Source organism: Rahnella sp. PD12R (genome assembly GCF_019200965.1).
In the GTDB taxonomy this organism is placed as follows: Bacteria; Pseudomonadota; Gammaproteobacteria; order Enterobacterales; family Enterobacteriaceae; genus Rahnella; species Rahnella laticis.
On record NZ_JAHTMS010000015.1, the window covers coordinates 1 to 18,105 of the forward strand.

An 18,105-nucleotide genomic window follows, 5' to 3' on the forward strand; every position below is an offset into this window, starting at 1 on the left:
GATATTTACAGTTCCATCGCGTGTGCGCTAAGCTCTTTTCGTCCCTCATTGGGACCCCCTTTTGATTTCTTGTTGAACCTTTGCAGTTGCCAGACCGCAAACTGTTTTAACAAATCAAAAGGGGTTTTTATAACTGGCTCAAAGCTGAAAGCTTTACTGAACCCCCAGCCTAGCTGGGGGTTTTCTGTGCACAAAAAAACAGGCAGAAGAATCGCTTCTGCCTGTTGTTATTACCGCAATATCCTGGTGAACGTTAGCTGATGCTGTAACGCTCAAGCCAGTGGGCGTAAGGCGCGGGCAGGACCCAGGACGGATTTTCCACACCCAGCTCTTTCGCCAGCGCATACGGATAATGCGGGTTGGCGAGCATCGCGCGGCCAATCATCACCAGATCCATGTCTTCTTCGCTGATGCAGCGTTCGGCGACGTCCGCAGACGCCACGCCCCAGGAACTGGCGACCGGCAAACCGGCTTCTTTGCGCACACGGCGCGAAACTGGTGCCAGGAAGCCTGCGCCCCACGGGATCTGCGCTTCCCAGGTGGAGAAACCCACGCTGACGTTAAGCAGATCCAGCCCTTTCTCACGCAGGATGCGCGTCAGTTCAATGGACTCGGACAACGTTTCTTCGTCGCGGCCATCGTATTCAATCACGCCAAAACGCGCGGTGATCGGCAGGTTTTTCGGCCAGACCGCGCTGACGGCGTCGAAGGTTTCAATCAGGAAACGGCTGCGACCGGCGAAATCACCGCCGTATTCATCCGTGCGGGTGTTGGAATGCACGGAGAAGAAACTCTGCGCCAGATAGCCGTGGGCAAAATGCAGTTCCAGCCATTCAAAACCGGCATCACGCGCGCGTTTGGCTGCCGCGACGAAATCCGCCATAACGCGCTGGATATCCGCTTTTGTCATCTCTTTCGGCACTTTTGGAAGATGTTTGCCGAACGCAACCGCAGAAGGCGCGATAGTCGCCCAGCCGCGCGGATCGCCTTCTGCAATGTGATCATCGCCTTCCCATGGCAGGTTGGCGCTGGCTTTGCGGCCTGCGTGACCAATCTGGATCCCCGGAACAGCGCCGGCGGCTTTGATGGATTTGGCGATTTTCGCCAGTTCAGCGGCCTGCGCGTCGTTCCAGATCCCTAAGCATCCCGGGGTGATGCGGCCTTCAGGCGAAACAGCGGTCGCCTCGACGATCACCAGGCTTGCGCCACCGCGCGCAAGCGTTGCGTAATGCACCTGATGCCAGTCGTTCGGCACGCCGTCAGTGGCGGAATACTGGCACATCGGCGGAACAGCGATACGGTTTTTTAACGTGACGTCTTTCAGCGTAAACGGCGTAAAGAGTGCGGACATAATTTTTTCCTTTCACAGGTTAATGCGATGAAGCGGCAATCAAAGTGTCACCGGGGAACAATTAAAAAAGCTGGAAAGAGTATAGTGCGTGACGCATTTTGCCATAACTCAATGCGTGCCCTTCCCCGGCTAAACGGCATGCGCTATATGCAGTAAATCGCGCCACATCATGATATTTTCAAGGCTTCATCTGCTTTTCACATGTTAAAAAGGCGGCAATAAAACCGCGCACAGAAGGGTTATTCCATGGAAAAACGTCCGGCAGTGACCATTACTTATTGTTCCCAGTGCAACTGGCTTTTGCGTGCCGCGTGGATGGCACAGGAACTGTTGAACTCGTTCAGCACCGATCTGGCGTCCGTCACGCTGGTGCCGGGAACGGGTGGAATTTACGAGATTAAAGTCGATGACGAGCTTATCTGGGAACGCAAAAGAGACGGCGGTTTTCCGGACGCCGCACCGCTTAAACAGCGCGTGCGCGATATCTGCTTCCCCGACCGGGATTTGGGGCATGCGGATAAGAAGAAAATTCCAGAGGACGGACAAGCGTAATGCCGCGCGATAATCTTAACGATCTGGTGGCGTTTGTTACCGTTGCCCGCGAGAAGAGTTTTACCCGCGCCGCCGCACAGCTGGGTGTTTCACAGTCAGCACTCAGCCATACCATTCGCGGTCTGGAATCGCGGCTCGGTATGCGGTTACTGACCCGTACTACCCGCAGCGTCTCGGCGACTGATGTCGGTGAGCGCCTGCTCGCTACGCTGGCACCGCGTTTTGATGAGATTTACAGCGAGCTGGCGGCACTCAATGACCTGCGCGATAAACCTTCCGGCGTGATCCGCATATCCGCGACGGACTACGCCATTAATCAGCTTTTATGGCCTAAGCTGGAACATTTTCTGCATGAATACCCGGACATCACCGTCGAGCTTATCAGCGACTACGGGCTGACGGACATCGTCGCTAACCGTTACGACGCGGGTATCCGCCTGGGTGAACAGGTGACGAACGGAATGATTTCAGCGCGGATCGGCCCGGATTTGCGCTTTGTCGTGGTCGGCTCTCCGGCATATTTCGCCAGCCACCCGAAGCCTGAAACACCACATGATTTACTTCAGCATCGTTGTATCAATCTGCGGTTGCCCACACACGGGGGTTTTTACGTCTGGGAATTTGCCAAAGACGGACGCGAGGTCAAAGCCCGCGTTGAGGGTCAGGTTATTTTTAACAGCGTGTATCAGATCCGTTCTGCCGCCGTTTCAGGCTTCGGTCTGGCGCATATTCCGGAAGACATTGTGGCGCCGCTGATCGCCGAAGGGAAACTGATTCAGGTGATGGATGAATGGTGTCCGGTCTGGGACGGCCTGCATATTTACTACCCCAGCCGCCGGGAATCATCGCGCGCACTGGCGTTAGTCGTGAAGGCGCTGCGGGCGGGGATTTAGCGTAATTCGGCATAATTTATTTCATTGATGAGCCTGGCTCATGATGGTGTCCCATTTCCCGCTATTCATTAGCGGGAACGTTCTCCCTACACTTCCTGCTTCCTGTAACCCCCGATATCAACACGCACGGATACTCTTTCATGACGCAAACCTATCCTCAGAAAGCGGCGGCGGGATCCCCCGTTCACGCTCACTGGAGCGCCGTATTTTCAATTGCTTTAAGCGTAGTCAGTCTGGTGACTGCAGAATTACTGCCCATCAGTTTGTTAACGCCCATAGCTACCGATCTGGGTATCAGCGAAGGCATGGCCGGACAGGCAGTCAGCGCGACATCCATTATGGGAATGATCGCCAGCCTGTTTATCGCGGCAGCTTGCCGCAGACTTGACCGCCGCCTGGTGCTGATGGGTTTCACGCTGATTTCGATTGCCTCCAATGTCATGGTGGCAGCTGCGCCGGATTACACGGTGTTGCTGATCGGGCGTTTATTACTGGGCATCAGTCTTGGCGGATTCTGGTCGATGGCGGCGGCAGTTTCAATGCGGCTGGTGCATAAATCGCTGATCCCGAAAGCACTGTCGGTTATTTTCGGCGGCGTTTCTGTCGCGATGGCCGTTGCGACGCCGCTGGGAACCTGGCTCGGCGATATCGCAGGCTGGCGCGGCGTATTTCTGGTCACGGCGGCGCTGGGTATTATCACGCTTGTCTGGCAGTACAGCGTATTTCCTTCCATGAAACCGGCCGGACAAACGCGCCTGAGCACATTATTCGGACTGCTGAAAAGACCACAAATCCGGCTGGCGATGGCCGGAATGGTCGGCGTATTTGGGGGGCATTTCGCCTTCTTTACCTATCTGCGTCCCTTGCTGGAAAACGTGGCGCATTTCAGCGTAAGCGGTGTTTCGGCCATTTTGCTGGGCTTTGGCATCGCTAATATTCTCGGGACGGCGGCGTCAGGCATGATGCTGCGCCGCAGCCTGAAAGGCACCCTGCTCTTCATGCCTCTGATACTGGCGCTGATGGCGGCGGTTTTGGTCAGATTCGGCGAAAGTCAGCCAGTGACGGCAATTCTGGTCACGCTGTGGGGATTTGTTTTTGGCGCCGTCCCGGTGGCGTGGACGACGTGGCTGACTTACGCAGTACCGGATGAAACCGAAAGCGGTGGCGGTTTGCAGGTCGCCTCAATTCAGCTTGCCATCACGGCAGGTGCAACATTGGGCGGGCTTTTACTTGATGCACACGGCACGCTGGGAACGGTCACCGGCAGCGGGATTATTTTGTTGCTGGCAGCAGGTTTGATTGAATTTATGCGCTGTAAGTCATAGCCCTGAAAGGGAATAAAACAATAAGGCAGAGATCTCCCTGCCTTAGTGTTTTGCATCAACGCTACGCTTTACGTGAAACGTGTTCTGCGGCGGCGCGGTTGGCTTTTGCCACGGAATCAGCCAGCGTTTTACCCTGCAAAAGTGACGTACACAACATGCCCATAAAGCAGTCGCCTGCGCCGTGCGTGCTGATCAGTTCGACTTTTTCAGCGGGCATGGACTGGCTACGTTCACCGGTTTCGCACCAGGCGACGCCGTGTTCGCCTGCCGTGACGACCACTGCCGGATAATGCCCGCCGAGCCATTCGGCGGCGGCGCGGGCGTCGGATAACGAATTCACTGCAATTCCGCTCAGGTCGCGGGCTTCGACGCCGTTGACCACCAGCAAGCTGACGGCGGATTGCATCGCGCTGCACATCGCGCGCGCCGGAGCGGCGTTCAGGCAGACGCGGATGCCGCGCTGTTTTGCCGCTTCGGCGGCCACCAGATTGACCGCTTCCGGCACTTCGTTTTGCAGCAGCAACATCTCAACCTGTTGCCAGAGGGCGTCGTGGCTAAATTGCGCGGCGTCCACCCGGTTATTGGCGTTGGAGACAACGACCGCGCCGTAATCCCCTTCCGCGTCCATCAGCGCAACACTCATGCCCGACGGCACGTCAGCACTGACTGCCACAAAATCCGTATTCACGCCGTTTTCTTCGAGCACGGAACGCAGGAAATCACCCTGTGTATCTGCGCCAACAGCACCGGCAAAGCTGACCTGCGCGCCCGCTTTTGCGGCGGACACCGCCTGATTGCCACCTTTGCCGCCAAATTTGTACGAACAGCCGTTGCCCATTACCGTTTCGCCTTTTTCAGGGCGGTGATGCGCGTGGATCACGATGTCGTAATGAAGGCTGCCCGTGACTAAAATTTTACCCATTCTAGTATTCCCGAAGGTCCTGAACCGCCTGCTGGGTTTTCATCAGGTTTTTCTCCGCTGTCTTCAAATCCTTCTGCGCAATCGCCACAAATAAGGCATCCAGAATATTTAACTGGGCGATGCGGGCAGCGGCGTTTTCCCCGAGCAAGTGCGATCCCTGAGAGGTTGAATTGAGAACCACATGCGCATTGCGCGCAATAGGCGACTCGGCGTAATTGGTGATGGCGATAACTTTGGCGCCATTGCGCGCCGCCAGTTTAATCGGGTCATTCACCGCACGGGTGGCGCCGGAATGGCTGATAGCGACCACCGCATCATCGTCCGACAAGACTGCTGCTGACATCAGCATAATATGGGCATCATCGTAGACCGTCGTTTTGATCCCGATTTTCAGGAGCTTATGCGACAAATCTCTGGCGACGGCGGCAGAACCCCCGACGGCATATAAATCGATGTGCCTGGCTTTAAAAAGAATGTCAGCGGCGCGGTTAAATTCCGACACATCGACAATAGATAATGTTTCTTCTATTGCCTGAATGGATGTGCGAAATACCTTTTCAAGTAATTGCTCCGACGAATCTCCCGGCTCAATTTCCGCATGTAAATTTGCCACTTCAGAATAGTTGTAATAAATCAAACTGCTTCTGAAATCTCTAAATCCTGAGAAATTTAGTTTCTTCGTCAATTTAACAATCATCGCCTCAGAAACGTTATTTTCCAGCGCAATTTCTTTTAAAGAAGTTTGCTCAGAAAAATCAGTTTTGGACGTAATTGCATCGACGACTTTTCTTTCCAGTGGCGTCAGATGTGGCAATTTCATACGAATTTGAGCGCCTATGGCTCGCGGATCCTGATTCATTACTTGCCTCGTGTCGCCCGGTCAATCAACATCGCTATGATAATAATAAGGCCGGTGGCAAGCAATTGATAAAACGCCTGAATATTCAGAAGCGTCAGGCCATTTCGTAATGAACCCAAAATAACCGCGCCAATCAGAGTGCCGATGACACTGCCTTTGCCGCCCATCAGCGAAGCCCCGCCAATGGCCGCCGCGGCAATCGCATCCAGCTCCCATAAATTCCCCATCGTCGGCTCGGCAGCGCCCAGGCGACCAATCAGAATCAGTGAGGCCAGAGACGCCAGTACGCCGGAAATCACAAACACCGTAACTTTGGTTCTTTTGACCGGCACACCGGCGACGCGCGCGGCTTCTTCGCTACCGCCGACGGCCAGAATGTATTCGCCCAGCGGCGTTTTATTCATGACCACCCACAGGATTGCCGCGATGGCGATAACAATCACAATCGGTGCCGGAACCCCGAATACCGTGCTGTTGATGACGGTGCGGAACTCCATCGGGATGCCGAAAATCGGGTTACCGTTGGTGAAAATCAGCGCCAGCGCACGGAACAGCGACAGGCCGCCGAGGGTGACGATAAACGGCTGCAAACCGGCATAGGCGACTAACATTCCGCTGAAAACGCCGCACAGCGCGCCGACGCCCAGCGTCGCCATAATCGCCAGCGGAACCGGCACGCCCGCCACCATCAGCGTCGCGCCGAGTACCGCAGAAAGCGCCGCCGTTGGCCCGACGGACAAGTCGATGCCGCCGGAAATAATCACCAGGGTCATCCCCAGCGCAATAATTCCGTTAATCGATGACTGCTGCAAAATATTCAGCAGGTTCGGCAGCGTGAAAAATACCGGCGAAAGAAAAGAGAAGGTGATCACAATAATCAGTAAACCAATCAGCGTACCGGCATCGCGAACATTGAATTTAAATAATGCCAGAGGGAAAGCCTTTGGCTGAACATTACCTTGAGTCGTCATAATAATGGCCTTAAAAATCGGTAGGTGTCGGAGCGTATCGTTAAATTCAGACGGCTTTTTTCACATCATTAATGGCATAACGCGCGATATTTTCTTCGGTGATATCGTCGCCGTTAAGTTCTTTCGTAATTTGCCCTTCCCGCATGACCAGAACCCGATCGGAGATACGAATGATTTCCGGCATTTCAGAAGAAACCACCACAATGGCTTTTCCCTGCTGCGCGAGTTTTTCAATCAGATTATAAATTTCAGACTTGGCACCGATATCAATTCCACGGGTCGGTTCGTCAAAAAGAAACACCTTATTATCGGCGGCTACCCAGCGGCCAATAATTACTTTTTGCTGATTCCCGCCGCTCAGCGTACCAATGGTTTTTTCGATATTGAGCGGACGTAACCGCAAATCCGTCATCACATCCAGCGCGGTCTGGTTCAGCTGACTTTTTTTGAGCAGACCAAAACGGGTAAAACGCGCCATCGACGGCAGGGCCATGTTCATTTTGACGGCGCGTTCTTTAATGATGCCTTCTTTTTTGCGGTCTTCCGGCACCAGGCCAATCCCGGCGCGAATGGCGGAACTGACGTTATGTTTTTTCACCGCGACGCCTTCCACTTCAATGCTGCCGCCGGTTTTGGCATCGATACCGGCAATCAGTTTCAGCAACTCGGTGCGCCCGGATCCCACCAGCCCGGCAATGCCCAGCACTTCACCTGCTTTTACGCTAAAACTGGCGTTACGCACGGCTTTATCGCGGCTTAAATCTTCCACGCTCAGCACGATGCGTTCGGTGGCATACGAGTGGTGCTGCACTTTTTCGATTTTGCGGCCCACCATTTTGGTCACGATCGTCTCTTCGGTTTCGTCGCAGATATTCACCACGCCGACCTGCTTGCCATCGCGCAAAATCGTGGCGCGGTCGCAGACTTTGAAGATTTCATTCATCTTGTGCGAGACGTAAATCAGCGAGACATTCATCGATTTCAGATCAGAAATCAGTTCAGCCAGGCGTTCAAATTCCGTCGGCGTCAGGCTCGACGTCGGTTCATCCATCGCAATAATTTTGGCTTCATCGAGCAGCGCACGGGCGATCTCGACGATCTGCTGCTGCGAGACTTTCAGGTTTTTGATCGGCTCATCCGGGTTAATGCTCGGATCCAGACGGCGCAGGATCGCCACCGCCCGTTTGTACTGCGCCTTTCTGTCAACAAACAGCCCTTTCATTTTGGTCAGGGGCCGCCCGAGAAACATATTCTGGGCGACGGAGAGTTCAGGAACGTGCTGCAACTCCTGATGAATCATTGCGATACCGGCATGACGCGCAGACAGCGGGTTCTTCATCTGAATCACCTGCCCTTCCACCAGGATCTCGCCGGAATCGGCGGCCCGGACGCCTGACAGGATATTGAGCAACGTCGATTTTCCGGCGCCGTTTTCACCAATCAGCGCGTGGACTTCGCCCGGCCTGACGGAGAAATCAACCCCCTGAACCGCCGCCACGCCGCTGTAGCTTTTGCTGATGCCGCGCATCGTCAAACAATACTGTTCCATAAACTCTCCTCGCCCTGTTCTCTGACGCCAGACTTATTGTTGCTGCTTCAGCAACTGGCGAATCTTCGCGTTATCTTTGGTGGAGAATGCGTCGGCGTTGTCTTTGGTGATCAGCGCCTGCGGAGTGGACACCACGCGGGAGATTTTCTGGCCATTAATCAGACGGACAACCACTTCCATCGCCACTTCGCCGGTCAGCACCGGGAAGCTGTCAACCGTACCGGTCAGCTCGCCGCGTTTGATTGACGCGTACGCATCGGAAATCCCGTCGGTGCCAAAAACAGCAACCTGTTTCGATTTTCCGGCAGCCGCAACGGCTTCCACCACGCCCAGCGCCATGCCGTCGTTGTTGGCGTAGAAGCCAATCAGATCAGGATGTTGCTGTAAAATTGTCGCTGCGGCGTTGTACGCATTTTCGCGGCTCCAGTTAGCCGGAACGCTGGCGACCACGGTGAATTTCCCGCTGGCCTGAATCGTTTCTTTAAAGCCTTTGGTGCGCTGCGTTGCCGCATACACGCCCGGCTGGCCTTCGATGACCGCGACCTTGCCGCCTTCAGGGTGTTTTTTTATAAACCAGCCCGCCACGCGCACGCCGTTATCTTTCTGCACGTTACCGACGTAATACGCGGCATTTGGCATCACGGCGTCATTGACGTTCACCACGGCAATGTTTTTGCTTTTGGCGGATTCATACGCCGGTTGCAGGTTGGCGTCGGTTTGCGGCGACACCAGCAGGCCGTTGAACCCTTGTGAAATCAGCGTTTCGGCGATAGAGAGCTGGCCGAGCTGGTCGTCTTCATTGGCGGCTGCCTGATATTCCACGGTGAAACCGTGCTTATCGGCAAAGTTTTTATAGCCCTGGCCGAGGGAGCGCCAGTATTCGTTGGTCAGCGTTTTCGACACGCCGCCAATTTTCAGCGATTTATCGATAGCCGGTAACGGGCCATATTTGACGGTCAGTTGCGTCCAGTCGGTGCGATCCGGTTCGGTGTCGGATTGCAGTGGCGGTAAATCCGCCGCATAAAGGCTGGTGCAAAACAGTGTAGAGGTGAGTACAGACAGTAAGAGTTTTTTCATCATCTGGCCTTCGGATTGTTATTTTTATGGTTATCACAGCGACTCGCGCTGTGGCGGTCGCTTTTATTACTGCGCCAGCATCACGTTGTTCACGATTTGCTGAGAGGCGACGGCATCCTGCCTGCTGATGGCTTCATTCAGCGCCGGGTTGTTTTCGAGCTTTTCACACAGTTTCAGTAAGCGGATCACGGTCGCGATATTGGTTTCCGCTTCGCGAACCGGATCCAGGCCGCTGGCATCCGGGAACGTATCGAAGTAATACGCGCCTTTATAGCCGTCACGTTTCATTTGCAGCAGGAATTCCAGCGTGGCGCGCGGGTTCACGGAGCCAACCATCAGGCCGTCGTCACGTTTGCCCCAGCCGTCGTTGAGATCCAGCCCGAGCAGGCGTGAACGGCGCGCCACCATCGCCGCGGCAAACGCCGGGACTTCATTGGCAAACAGCACGTGCGCGAAATCCAGCGTGATGCCTAAATTCTTGCAACCGGCTTCTTCCACCGCCAGCAGACAGGTAGTGGCATTCGGGAAGATGCTGTACGCGCGCGGTTCGTTGGGTTTGTATTCAATGCTGACGTCGAGGTCCGGCGCATATTCCGCCACTTCGCGCACCGCGCTGACCGCGTCTTCCCACATTTTTTTGTAGTCAGCCTGGAAGCAGTAATCGAAACCGTCCTGGCCCATCCACAGTGTCATGATGCTGGCACCGAATTCACGCCCGGCGTCGATGCCGCGTTTGGTTAACTCAATCGCCTGACGACGAATTTTGGGATCCGGGTTGGTAAATGCGCCGATTTTAAATTCCGGAGCATCCCAGCGCATTTGCATCCCGTTGACCGCCAGCCCGACTTCTTCGATTTTCTGACGCATGGTTTTAACGTCATCAGTCATGTGCTGAGGATAATTCAGGTCCAGATGTGTCAATCCTTTAACCGTAGCTGCACGTTCGATCATTTGCAGCACTGAAGGTTTGCCTTTCAGTTCCGGCCAGTAAAGATAAGCCCCCGAGGCAAACGAGTTCAGACGTGTGGCAAATTTAAGTTCTGACATGGGGTGTCCTTTGTAAACTGATTCGTAATGTACTTTCCTTCTTCACATTATTTCGTGAAGTAGTGCATTACTATCATCAGACGAAAAAACCCGCAAGATCCCCTGCGGGTTTTGTGATCAGATTTGAGAGGAGTTTCACGAAATTTCGGTAAAGCGTGGTGGGAATAGTGAGTTGGAGCCTGATGACGATAAATTTCACGCAGAAATAAAAAAGGGCGCTATTTCTTCCCTATAAACCTCCGTTTTTCTGTGACACATCTCAAGTTTTTCGCTTTTCTGCCGTTATCTAAATCTTAAGATTCCTTCCAGGGAAACGCCCATGTTAAAGACCATCCGTTCGCGCATTATTACAGCCTGCATCGCCATTGTGGCCTGCTCGCTGGTGATCAATACCTTCCTCAGTTACACCGTTGCAGATAAATACAACAGTCAGGCGACAGATACCACGCTGAACGCCCTGACCTCCAGCCACACGCAAGGGATCAGCGACTGGGTCAGTTCAAAAACAGGGATGATTGTTTCACTTCAGCCAGTTGCGTTAACGGAAGATCCGGTTCCGGTACTTAAACAAATTGCCAGCGCGGGCGGGTTTACCAACGTCTACGTCGGTTATGCCAATAAAACTGCGAAATTCTCCGATCCGACCGGCGTGCCGTCCGATTACGATCCGACAGGCCGCCCGTGGTACAGGCAGGCAGCCGAAGCCGGGCATCCGGTCGCCACGCCGCCGTATATTGATGCGGGCACCGGTAAGTTAGTGGTCACATTCGCCGTACCCGTGATGGACGGCGGAACGCTGAAAGCCATTGTCGCCGGTGATGTCTCGATGGACAGTGTGGTGAATAACGTCAATACCATCCATCCGACGCCCGGCAGTTTCGGGATGCTGGTGGATAAGTCCGGTGTCATCATCGCGCACCCGGACGATAAGCTGGCCCTGAAACCGTTCAGTTCGCTGGCGGAAGGCGTGAATTTGCAGGATTTATTCGCGGCGAAAACGCCGGTGGATATTCAGCTTAATGGCGCAACAAAGCGCGTTCGGGCCCTGCCGGTCGCGGGCACCGAATGGTACACGCTTGTGTTACAGGACAAGAGTGAGTCAACGGCGGGTATGCGTTCGCTGCTGACCTCTTCGGTGATTACGCTGATTGTGATCGTGCTGATTTCAGCCGCCGTGATTGGCCTGATCATCACCAAATCGTTCCGCCGTTTGTCGGTGGTACGCGATACGCTTAACGCCATCAGTTCCGGCGAGGATGATCTGACCCAGCGCTTACCGACCGACGGCCACGACGAGGTGACGCAAATTGCCCATGCGTTCAACACATTCGTGGATAAACTCAGCAAGGTGATGTCCGAAATCCGCACCACCAGCGAATCCGTTAAAATTGCCGCCGACGAAATTGCCGCCGGAAATAACGATTTGTCGGGCCGTACCGAATCCGCGGCGGCCAGCCTGCAACAAACCGCCGCGTCGCTGGAGCAGATCACCGCCACGGTTTCTCAGTCCGCCAGTTCCGCCAAACAGGCCAGCGCGACGGCGAAATCCGCCTCAGAAGCCGCCACGCGCGGCGACGAGGTGGTGACGAAAGTCATTACGACGATGGAAACGATTGAAAGCGCGTCGTCAAAAATCGGCGATATCACCGGCGTCATCGACGGCATTGCGTTCCAGACCAACATTCTGGCGCTGAACGCCGCGGTTGAAGCCGCGCGTGCCGGGGAACAGGGGCGCGGATTTGCCGTGGTCGCCAGCGAAGTGCGCAGTCTGGCACAGCGCAGCGCGCAGGCAGCAAAAGAGATTAAAGTGCTGATTGAATCGACGGTGAGCAGCGTGGCGTCGGGTTCCGCGCAGGTGCGGCTGGCCAGCGACAGCATGAGTGAAATCGTCAGTAACGTGTCGAACGTCAGCAGCGTGATGATGGAAATCACTCACGCGTCCGAAGAGCAGATGCTGAGTATTCATGAAATCAACAAGGCGATTACCCAGCTTGATGGCATGGTGCAGCAAAATGCGGCGATGGTTCAGGAATCTACCGGCGCGGCGTCAGCCTTGCAGGAACAGGCCACCGGTCTGGCACTCGCCGTCGGGCATTTCCGCGTGTAAGTTCTGTTGATGAAATCAGAAGGCCAGACGCTGTCACACGTCTGGCCTTTTTTACGCCCTGCCGCCCTGTTTACGGGCAAAACTGGCCGACAGCCGGTCCAGCAAAATCGCCATCAGCACCACCACAACTCCGCTTTGTAACCCGAGTCCGATATCCAGCTGCTGAATACTGCTGAGAATATCATTCCCCAGACCACCGGCACCGACCATCGAGGCGATAATCACCATCGACATTGCCATCATAATCGTCTGGTTCACGCCCGCCATAATTGCCGGTTGCGCGGCAGGCAGCTGCACTTTCCACAGCAACTGCCACGGCGTACAGCCGAACGCCAGCCCGGCTTCGATACGCGCCTGACTCACCTGGCGGATCCCCAGATCCGTGAGGCGCACCACTGGCGGCATGGAAAATAAGATGGTGGCAAAAATGCCCGGCGGACGCCCGAGGCCAAACAAAATGGTCGCGGGGATCAGATAAACAAATGCGGGCATGGTCTGCATGAAATCCATCAGCGTGCGCACGACACTGCCGACGGTGGCGCGGCGTGCGCTCCAGATCCCCAGCGGAATGCCAAACAGCAGACTGAAAAATGTCGAGGAAAGCGTCAGTGCCAGCGTGATTGACGCGTGATCGCTGTAGCCGCTGTAAACGATGTAAAGCGTGGCGAGCAGCGCAAACAGCGCGAAGCCTTTGCCAATACGCCAGAAGCCAATCGCGACGGCCAGAAACACCAGCCCCCACGGCGAGAGCCAGCCGGTCAGGGTTTCCAGCCCGCCGGCAACGGCGTCGATGCCAGCCGAAAGGCCGTCAAAAAAACCACCGGCATGCACCAGCAGCGCGTGAATGGCGCTGTCGATCTGACGGCTAAAATCTAAGGGATAGGCCATAACGTTCTCTGTATAAAAAGCTTAAAGCGGCGGCTGCCAGACATCGGCGTAAGATTCGGCCAGCTGCCAGCGCGAGGTATCCACGCCGGAGAAAAAGTGCCGGACATAAGGCGACGCCGGAGCGTTAATGATGTTTTCCGGCGTACCGACCTGCACCAGTTTGCCCTCCTCCATAATCGCAATGCGTGTCCCCAGAAGCAGCGCTTCTTCCATATCGTGGGTAACGAAAACCACCGTTCGCTGTTGTTCCGCCTGAAGGGCCAGCAGCAATGACTGCATGTCGCGGCGGATAATCGGATCCAGCGCTGAGAACGCCTCATCCATCAGCAACACTGCCGGGTTCACCACCAGCGCCCGCGCCAGCCCGACGCGCTGCTGCATGCCGCCGGAAAGCTGATGCGGATATTGCGCGGCAACGTGCGCCAGCCCGACTTTTTCCAGCATCGCGTGCGCCCGTTTGTGCCGTTCGTCACGGCTGACACCCGACACTTCCAGCCCGAACGCCACGTTATCGAGCACGGTGCGTTCGTCAAACAGCGCAAACGACTGAAAAACCATGCCAATCTGGCTGCGGCGCAGTTCAATCATTTCGCGGGCATTCAGGCTGCCCAGCGCCTGCCCCTGAAACAGGACATCGCCGGCACCCGGCTGAATGAGAAAATTGAGCGCGCGCAGCAGCGTCGATTTCCCCGAGCCGGAAAGCCCGACAATAACAAAAATCTCACCGGCTGTTATTTGCAAACTAATATCGTCCAGCGCATTGACCGGCGGTTTATTCTTCTCGCGGGAAAACAGTTTCTTTCCGGTCGCAGAAGAATAACTTTTAAAAACACGACGTAACTCGATGATGGATTGCGTCATAATGGTTTCGCACTCTGTTAATTATCCTGACACGCTAACTCAAAATAATAAAATAAGTGATGTCTTTTGGAATTCTATATAGAGTTATTTCGCATTAGCTTATGACTATTTGTGAAATACACTCTATTCCTGCCGGGAAACAGGGGCGGAATGGTGATGAAAATTCCATGCTTCATTTAACAGCCAGCGGGTTACTTTTTCCTGCTGTACGGACGCCGGTTTACTGCCGGAAGAGATGAGATAATAGCCCCGTTCCGTGCGCACTTCCGCCCCGCAAACGAACAACTGACGGCTCTCCAGCAGCGCCGAAATCAGCGGCCGCCAGCCGAGTGCAATCCCCTGTCCTTCGACCGCAGCCTGGATCACCAGCGAGTACGCATTAAAGGTGCGCGACCCGGCGTGATGCTGCGCGGGCAAGCCCTGCGAACGGAACCAGTCTTCCCATGTCAGCCAGCGCTGCGGACGGGTTTCCGGCAGCTTCAGCAGCGGGAAATGCATCAGTTTTTCCGGCAGCGGATCATCGCCAAGTTTATCCATAACCACCTGATTACAGACAGGAATAACATCCTCGGGAAACAGCTTTTGCGCATGCGTTCCCGGCCAGTTACCGTTGCCGAAATAGATCGCCAGATGGGCGTTGTTATCGCGAAAATTATAGTCATTCGGCGAGGTCGACACCTGCACTTCCACACCCGGGATCAGCGCCTGAATGGCGTTCATCCGCGGCATCAGCCAGTAGGTGGCGAAGCCCATATCGGTGTCAATCCGCAGCGTACTGCGCTGATATCGCGTGCGTTCTATCTGCTCGCTGATGTCGCTCAGGCTGGTGCGGACAATCTGGTAAAGCGCACTGCCGGATTCGGTCAGTTGCACGCCCCGGTGACGCCGTTCAAACAGCGGTCCGTTGAGCAGATTTTCCAGCATCTGAATACGCTGGCTGACCGCCGGTTGCGAAAGTCCGAGCTCATTTCCCGCCGCGGTAAAATTACCGTGTCGTGCGGCAGCTTCAAATACCACTAAAACCTGTAACGGAGGTAATTCTAATTTACCTGCCATAAACCCACCTTATGCCATGATAATTTAATAACCTCTTCACAGAATGAAAAAGGCATGCGATAAAAATATCACGATTCGCTAATTAATTTTTCTTTCAGGCTAACAATGCTTATAAATAAACCGAATATCGTTATTCTCATGGCCGATCAGTTAACCGCCGGGGCATTACGCACCTACGGAAATAATGTCAGCCTGACGCCCAATATCGACAAACTGGCCGACGAAGGCGTGGTCTTTGAATCCGCCTACTGCAACAGCCCGCTGTGCGCCCCTTCCCGCGCGGCGCTGATGACCGGCCAGTTTTTGTCAAACAACGGCGTTTACGACAACGCCGCAGAATTTCGCGCCGACTCGCCGACCTTCTGCCATTACCTGCGCGAACAGGGTTACCAGACCTGGCTTTCCGGCAAGATGCATTTTTGCGGCCCTGACCAGTTGCACGGCTTTGACGAGCGCCTGACCACCGATATTTATCCGGCTGATTTTGGCTGGACGCCGGACTGGGCAAACCCGGAGCGCCGTCTGGACTGGTTCCACAACATGAGTTCAGTGCTGGAAGCCGGTGAGTGTGTACGCACTAACCAGCTGGATTTCGATGATGAAGCGCTGTTTATGGCACGCCAGCGATTGTACGACGCCGCGCGCAAACCGGACGACAAGCCGTTTCTGCTGTTGCTTTCACTCACGCATCCGCATGATCCGTTTGCCATTCCGCGCCGTTATCTCGACCGCTTCAACGCGGATGATATTGACCTGCCGAAAACCGGCGCGGGCGACGTGGAAGACGACGCGCACTCGCAGCGCCTGCGCGCCATGTATCAGCTCGAAGACGGTTTGCTCAGCGACGAGCAAATCCGCCGCGCCCGTCACGCCTATTACGGATCGATTGCCTACGTAGATGACTGCTTTGGTGAAGTGGTCCGCACACTGGAAGAAACCGGTCAGGCGGAGAATACCGTGGTATTTGTGATTGCCGACCACGGCGAAATGCTGGGTGAACGCGGGCTGTGGTACAAAATGACCTTCTTCGAAGGGGCCGTGCGCGTGCCGCTGATTGTCCACAATCCGCAGCGTTTTGCGCCCCGCCGCGTCGGCGGCAATGTCTCGCTGGTGGATTTGCTACCGACGTTCACCGAACTGGCAGGCGGCGCAGAACGCCTTGAGCATCCGGTTGCCCCGCTCGACGGCCACAGCCTTGTATCGCATCTTAAAGGCCAGCCGGGGCCGGACGAAGCCTGCGCTGAATATCTGGCGGAAGGCGCGATTGAGCCGATGGTGATGATCCGCCGCGGGCCGTGGAAATACATTCATTCGCTGACCGAAGCGCCGCATCTTTACCAGCTTGAGCAGGATCCGTTTGAGCTGAAAAACCTTGCAGCGCTGGCCGAACATCGCGATACCGTCGCGGCGTTTGCGGCCGAAGTCGCCGCCCGCTGGGACTTAAATACCCTGAACAAACAGGTTCGCGCCAGCCAGTTAAAACGGCTGTATCTGACCGAAATCGCCGGGCGGGATGCCATTCCGCAATGGGATTTCCAGCCGCATCAGGCCGCTTCGCACCGTTTTATCCGTAACCACCAGACGCTGGACGAGCAGGAAGCCTTTGCCCGTTACCCGCGCCCTTATAAACACCCGACCGGGAAATAATGATGATGATAAAAAGACTCACCACGCTGATGCTTCTGGCCAGTGCCAGCCTGCTGCCGCTGAGCAGTTTCGCCGCTGACGACGCCCGCTGTGCCACCGTTAATCAGTCCGACCCCGGCTGGACGGATATTGCAGCGACCAATGCCGTGTCCGGCGTGGTGCTGAACGCGCTGGGTTATCAGCAAAAAGTGCAAAACCTTTCCGTCGCGCTGGCATTTCAGGGATTGAAAACCGGCCAGCTGGATGTGTTTTTAGGTAACTGGATGCCCGCACAGGCGCCGGTTATCGCGAAATTCACCGATGACATCAGCGTCACCGGCGCTAATTTACCGGCGGCCAAATTTACGCTGGCCGTGCCGGATTACGTGGCAAAAGCGGGCGTGAAGGATTTCGCCGATCTGGAGAAATACGCGGATAAGTTTGATCACAAGATCTACGGCATCGCGCCGGGCGCACCGGCGAATCAGAACATTAAGAAAATGATCGACCAGCATGATTTTGGTTTGCAGAAATGGAATCTGGTGGAGTCGAGCGAAAGCGGCATGCTGGCGCAGGTGACCCGCGCGGTGAGCCGTCAGCAGTGGATCGTGTTTCTGGGCTGGGAACCGCATGCGATGAATACGCGCTTTAAGCTGACGTATCTGAGCGGTGGCGATAAATGGTTTGGTGCGAACTATGGCAGCGCGACGGTGAACACCGTGACGCGCAAAGGTTTTGCCGAACAGTGCCCGAACCTCAACCGCTTCTTCACGCAGCTGAAATTTAACGTGCCGCTGGAAAACGCCATCATCACCCGCGTGCTCGATGACAAGCAAAGCCCGGAAGACGCCGCCCGCGCCGAACTGGCGAAACACCCGGAACTGCTGACCGGCTGGCTGAACGGCGTGACCACCCGCGACGGCCAACCGGCAGAAAGCACGGTGAAAAAAGCGCTGGGGATCTGATCGCCCGGAATAAAGACACAAAAAAAGCCAGGCAATTTATGTGCCTGGCTTTTTTG

The 18,105-nt window shown here is 55.2% G+C and carries 16 protein-coding genes; 6 read left to right on the forward strand and 10 right to left on the reverse strand.

From position 1 onward, the window contains the following. Positions 1 to 253: 253 nt before the first annotated feature. On the reverse strand, positions 254 to 1,351 hold the full coding sequence (locus tag KWG64_RS22335; RefSeq protein ID WP_218523158.1) for an NADH:flavin oxidoreductase/NADH oxidase: 1,098 nt from the start codon (positions 1,349 to 1,351) through the stop codon (positions 254 to 256). A 246-nt stretch (positions 1,352 to 1,597) separates the two neighbouring features. Between KWG64_RS22335 and KWG64_RS22340 the strand changes: the two genes are divergently transcribed. The 3 genes from KWG64_RS22340 (at position 1,598) to KWG64_RS22350 (ending at position 4,121) form a co-directional block, all read left to right on the forward strand. Next, complete coding sequence (locus KWG64_RS22340; protein ID WP_195824870.1) at positions 1,598 to 1,903, forward strand: SelT/SelW/SelH family protein; 306 nt, start codon at positions 1,598 to 1,600, stop codon at positions 1,901 to 1,903. Next, on the forward strand, positions 1,903 to 2,796 hold the full coding sequence (locus KWG64_RS22345) for a LysR family transcriptional regulator (protein ID WP_218523159.1): 894 nt from the start codon (positions 1,903 to 1,905) through the stop codon (positions 2,794 to 2,796). The genes KWG64_RS22340 and KWG64_RS22345 overlap by 1 nt, the downstream gene beginning before the upstream one ends. A 140-nt stretch (positions 2,797 to 2,936) precedes the next feature. After that, a complete protein-coding gene (locus KWG64_RS22350) occupies positions 2,937 to 4,121 on the forward strand; it encodes an MFS transporter (RefSeq protein WP_218523160.1) in 1,185 nt (394 codons plus the stop codon). Between the two features lie 61 nt (positions 4,122 to 4,182). Here the strand turns inward: KWG64_RS22350 and KWG64_RS22355 are convergent, their stop codons facing one another. The 6 genes from KWG64_RS22355 to KWG64_RS22380 all read right to left on the reverse strand — a co-directional run bounded on the left by KWG64_RS22355 (position 4,183) and on the right by KWG64_RS22380 (position 10,546). Beyond that, positions 4,183 to 5,043, reverse strand: a complete 861-nt coding sequence (locus tag KWG64_RS22355; RefSeq protein ID WP_218523161.1) for a ribokinase — start codon at positions 5,041 to 5,043, stop codon at positions 4,183 to 4,185. Position 5,044: 1 nt separating this feature from the next. Then, the gene (locus KWG64_RS22360; protein ID WP_152324611.1) at positions 5,045 to 5,902 is read right to left on the reverse strand and encodes a MurR/RpiR family transcriptional regulator; all 858 of its coding nucleotides are present in this window, start codon (positions 5,900 to 5,902) and stop codon (positions 5,045 to 5,047) included. Next, positions 5,902 to 6,873: an ABC transporter permease gene (locus KWG64_RS22365; RefSeq protein ID WP_218523162.1), complete on the reverse strand. Its 972-nt coding sequence runs from the start codon at positions 6,871 to 6,873 to the stop codon at positions 5,902 to 5,904. Before KWG64_RS22365 ends, KWG64_RS22360 begins: the two co-directional genes overlap by 1 nt. Positions 6,874 to 6,919: 46 nt before the next feature. Then, positions 6,920 to 8,422: a sugar ABC transporter ATP-binding protein gene (locus KWG64_RS22370; protein ID WP_195824874.1), complete on the reverse strand. Its 1,503-nt coding sequence runs from the start codon at positions 8,420 to 8,422 to the stop codon at positions 6,920 to 6,922. A gap of 33 nt (positions 8,423 to 8,455) precedes the next feature. Beyond that, complete coding sequence (locus KWG64_RS22375; protein ID WP_218523233.1) at positions 8,456 to 9,499, reverse strand: substrate-binding domain-containing protein; 1,044 nt, start codon at positions 9,497 to 9,499, stop codon at positions 8,456 to 8,458. 66 nt (positions 9,500 to 9,565) lie between these two features. Then, on the reverse strand, positions 9,566 to 10,546 hold the full coding sequence (locus KWG64_RS22380; RefSeq protein ID WP_195815458.1) for a TIM barrel protein: 981 nt from the start codon (positions 10,544 to 10,546) through the stop codon (positions 9,566 to 9,568). A gap of 319 nt (positions 10,547 to 10,865) precedes the next feature. Here KWG64_RS22380 and KWG64_RS22385 point away from each other — a divergent pair, with 319 nt between their 5' ends. Beyond that, on the forward strand, positions 10,866 to 12,653 hold the full coding sequence (locus tag KWG64_RS22385) for a methyl-accepting chemotaxis protein (protein WP_195824879.1): 1,788 nt from the start codon (positions 10,866 to 10,868) through the stop codon (positions 12,651 to 12,653). Positions 12,654 to 12,704: 51 nt separating this feature from the next. On the opposite strand, the gene KWG64_RS22390 is transcribed toward KWG64_RS22385, so the two are convergent. The 3 genes from KWG64_RS22390 to KWG64_RS22400 all read right to left on the reverse strand — a co-directional run bounded on the left by KWG64_RS22390 (position 12,705) and on the right by KWG64_RS22400 (position 15,458). Continuing rightward, complete coding sequence (locus KWG64_RS22390; protein WP_218523163.1) at positions 12,705 to 13,541, reverse strand: proline/glycine betaine ABC transporter permease; 837 nt, start codon at positions 13,539 to 13,541, stop codon at positions 12,705 to 12,707. 21 nt (positions 13,542 to 13,562) lie between these two features. Beyond that, entirely contained in the window at positions 13,563 to 14,402 is an 840-nt protein-coding gene (locus KWG64_RS22395; protein WP_218523164.1) for an ATP-binding cassette domain-containing protein, read from the reverse strand. 123 nt (positions 14,403 to 14,525) lie between these two features. Then, positions 14,526 to 15,458 carry a LysR substrate-binding domain-containing protein gene (locus tag KWG64_RS22400; RefSeq protein WP_218523165.1) on the reverse strand — a complete coding sequence of 311 codons (933 nt, stop codon included), beginning with the start codon at positions 15,456 to 15,458 and terminating at the stop codon, positions 14,526 to 14,528. A gap of 105 nt (positions 15,459 to 15,563) precedes the next feature. On the opposite strand from KWG64_RS22400, the gene betC reads away from it, so the two are divergent. Together betC and choX are read left to right on the forward strand one after the other, a co-directional pair. After that, the gene (betC, locus tag KWG64_RS22405) at positions 15,564 to 17,105 is read left to right on the forward strand and encodes a choline-sulfatase (protein WP_218523166.1); all 1,542 of its coding nucleotides are present in this window, start codon (positions 15,564 to 15,566) and stop codon (positions 17,103 to 17,105) included. Then, on the forward strand, positions 17,105 to 18,049 hold the full coding sequence (gene choX, locus KWG64_RS22410) for a choline ABC transporter substrate-binding protein (RefSeq protein WP_255562270.1): 945 nt from the start codon (positions 17,105 to 17,107) through the stop codon (positions 18,047 to 18,049). Before betC ends, choX begins: the two co-directional genes overlap by 1 nt. The last annotated feature ends 56 nt before the right edge of the window (positions 18,050 to 18,105 follow it).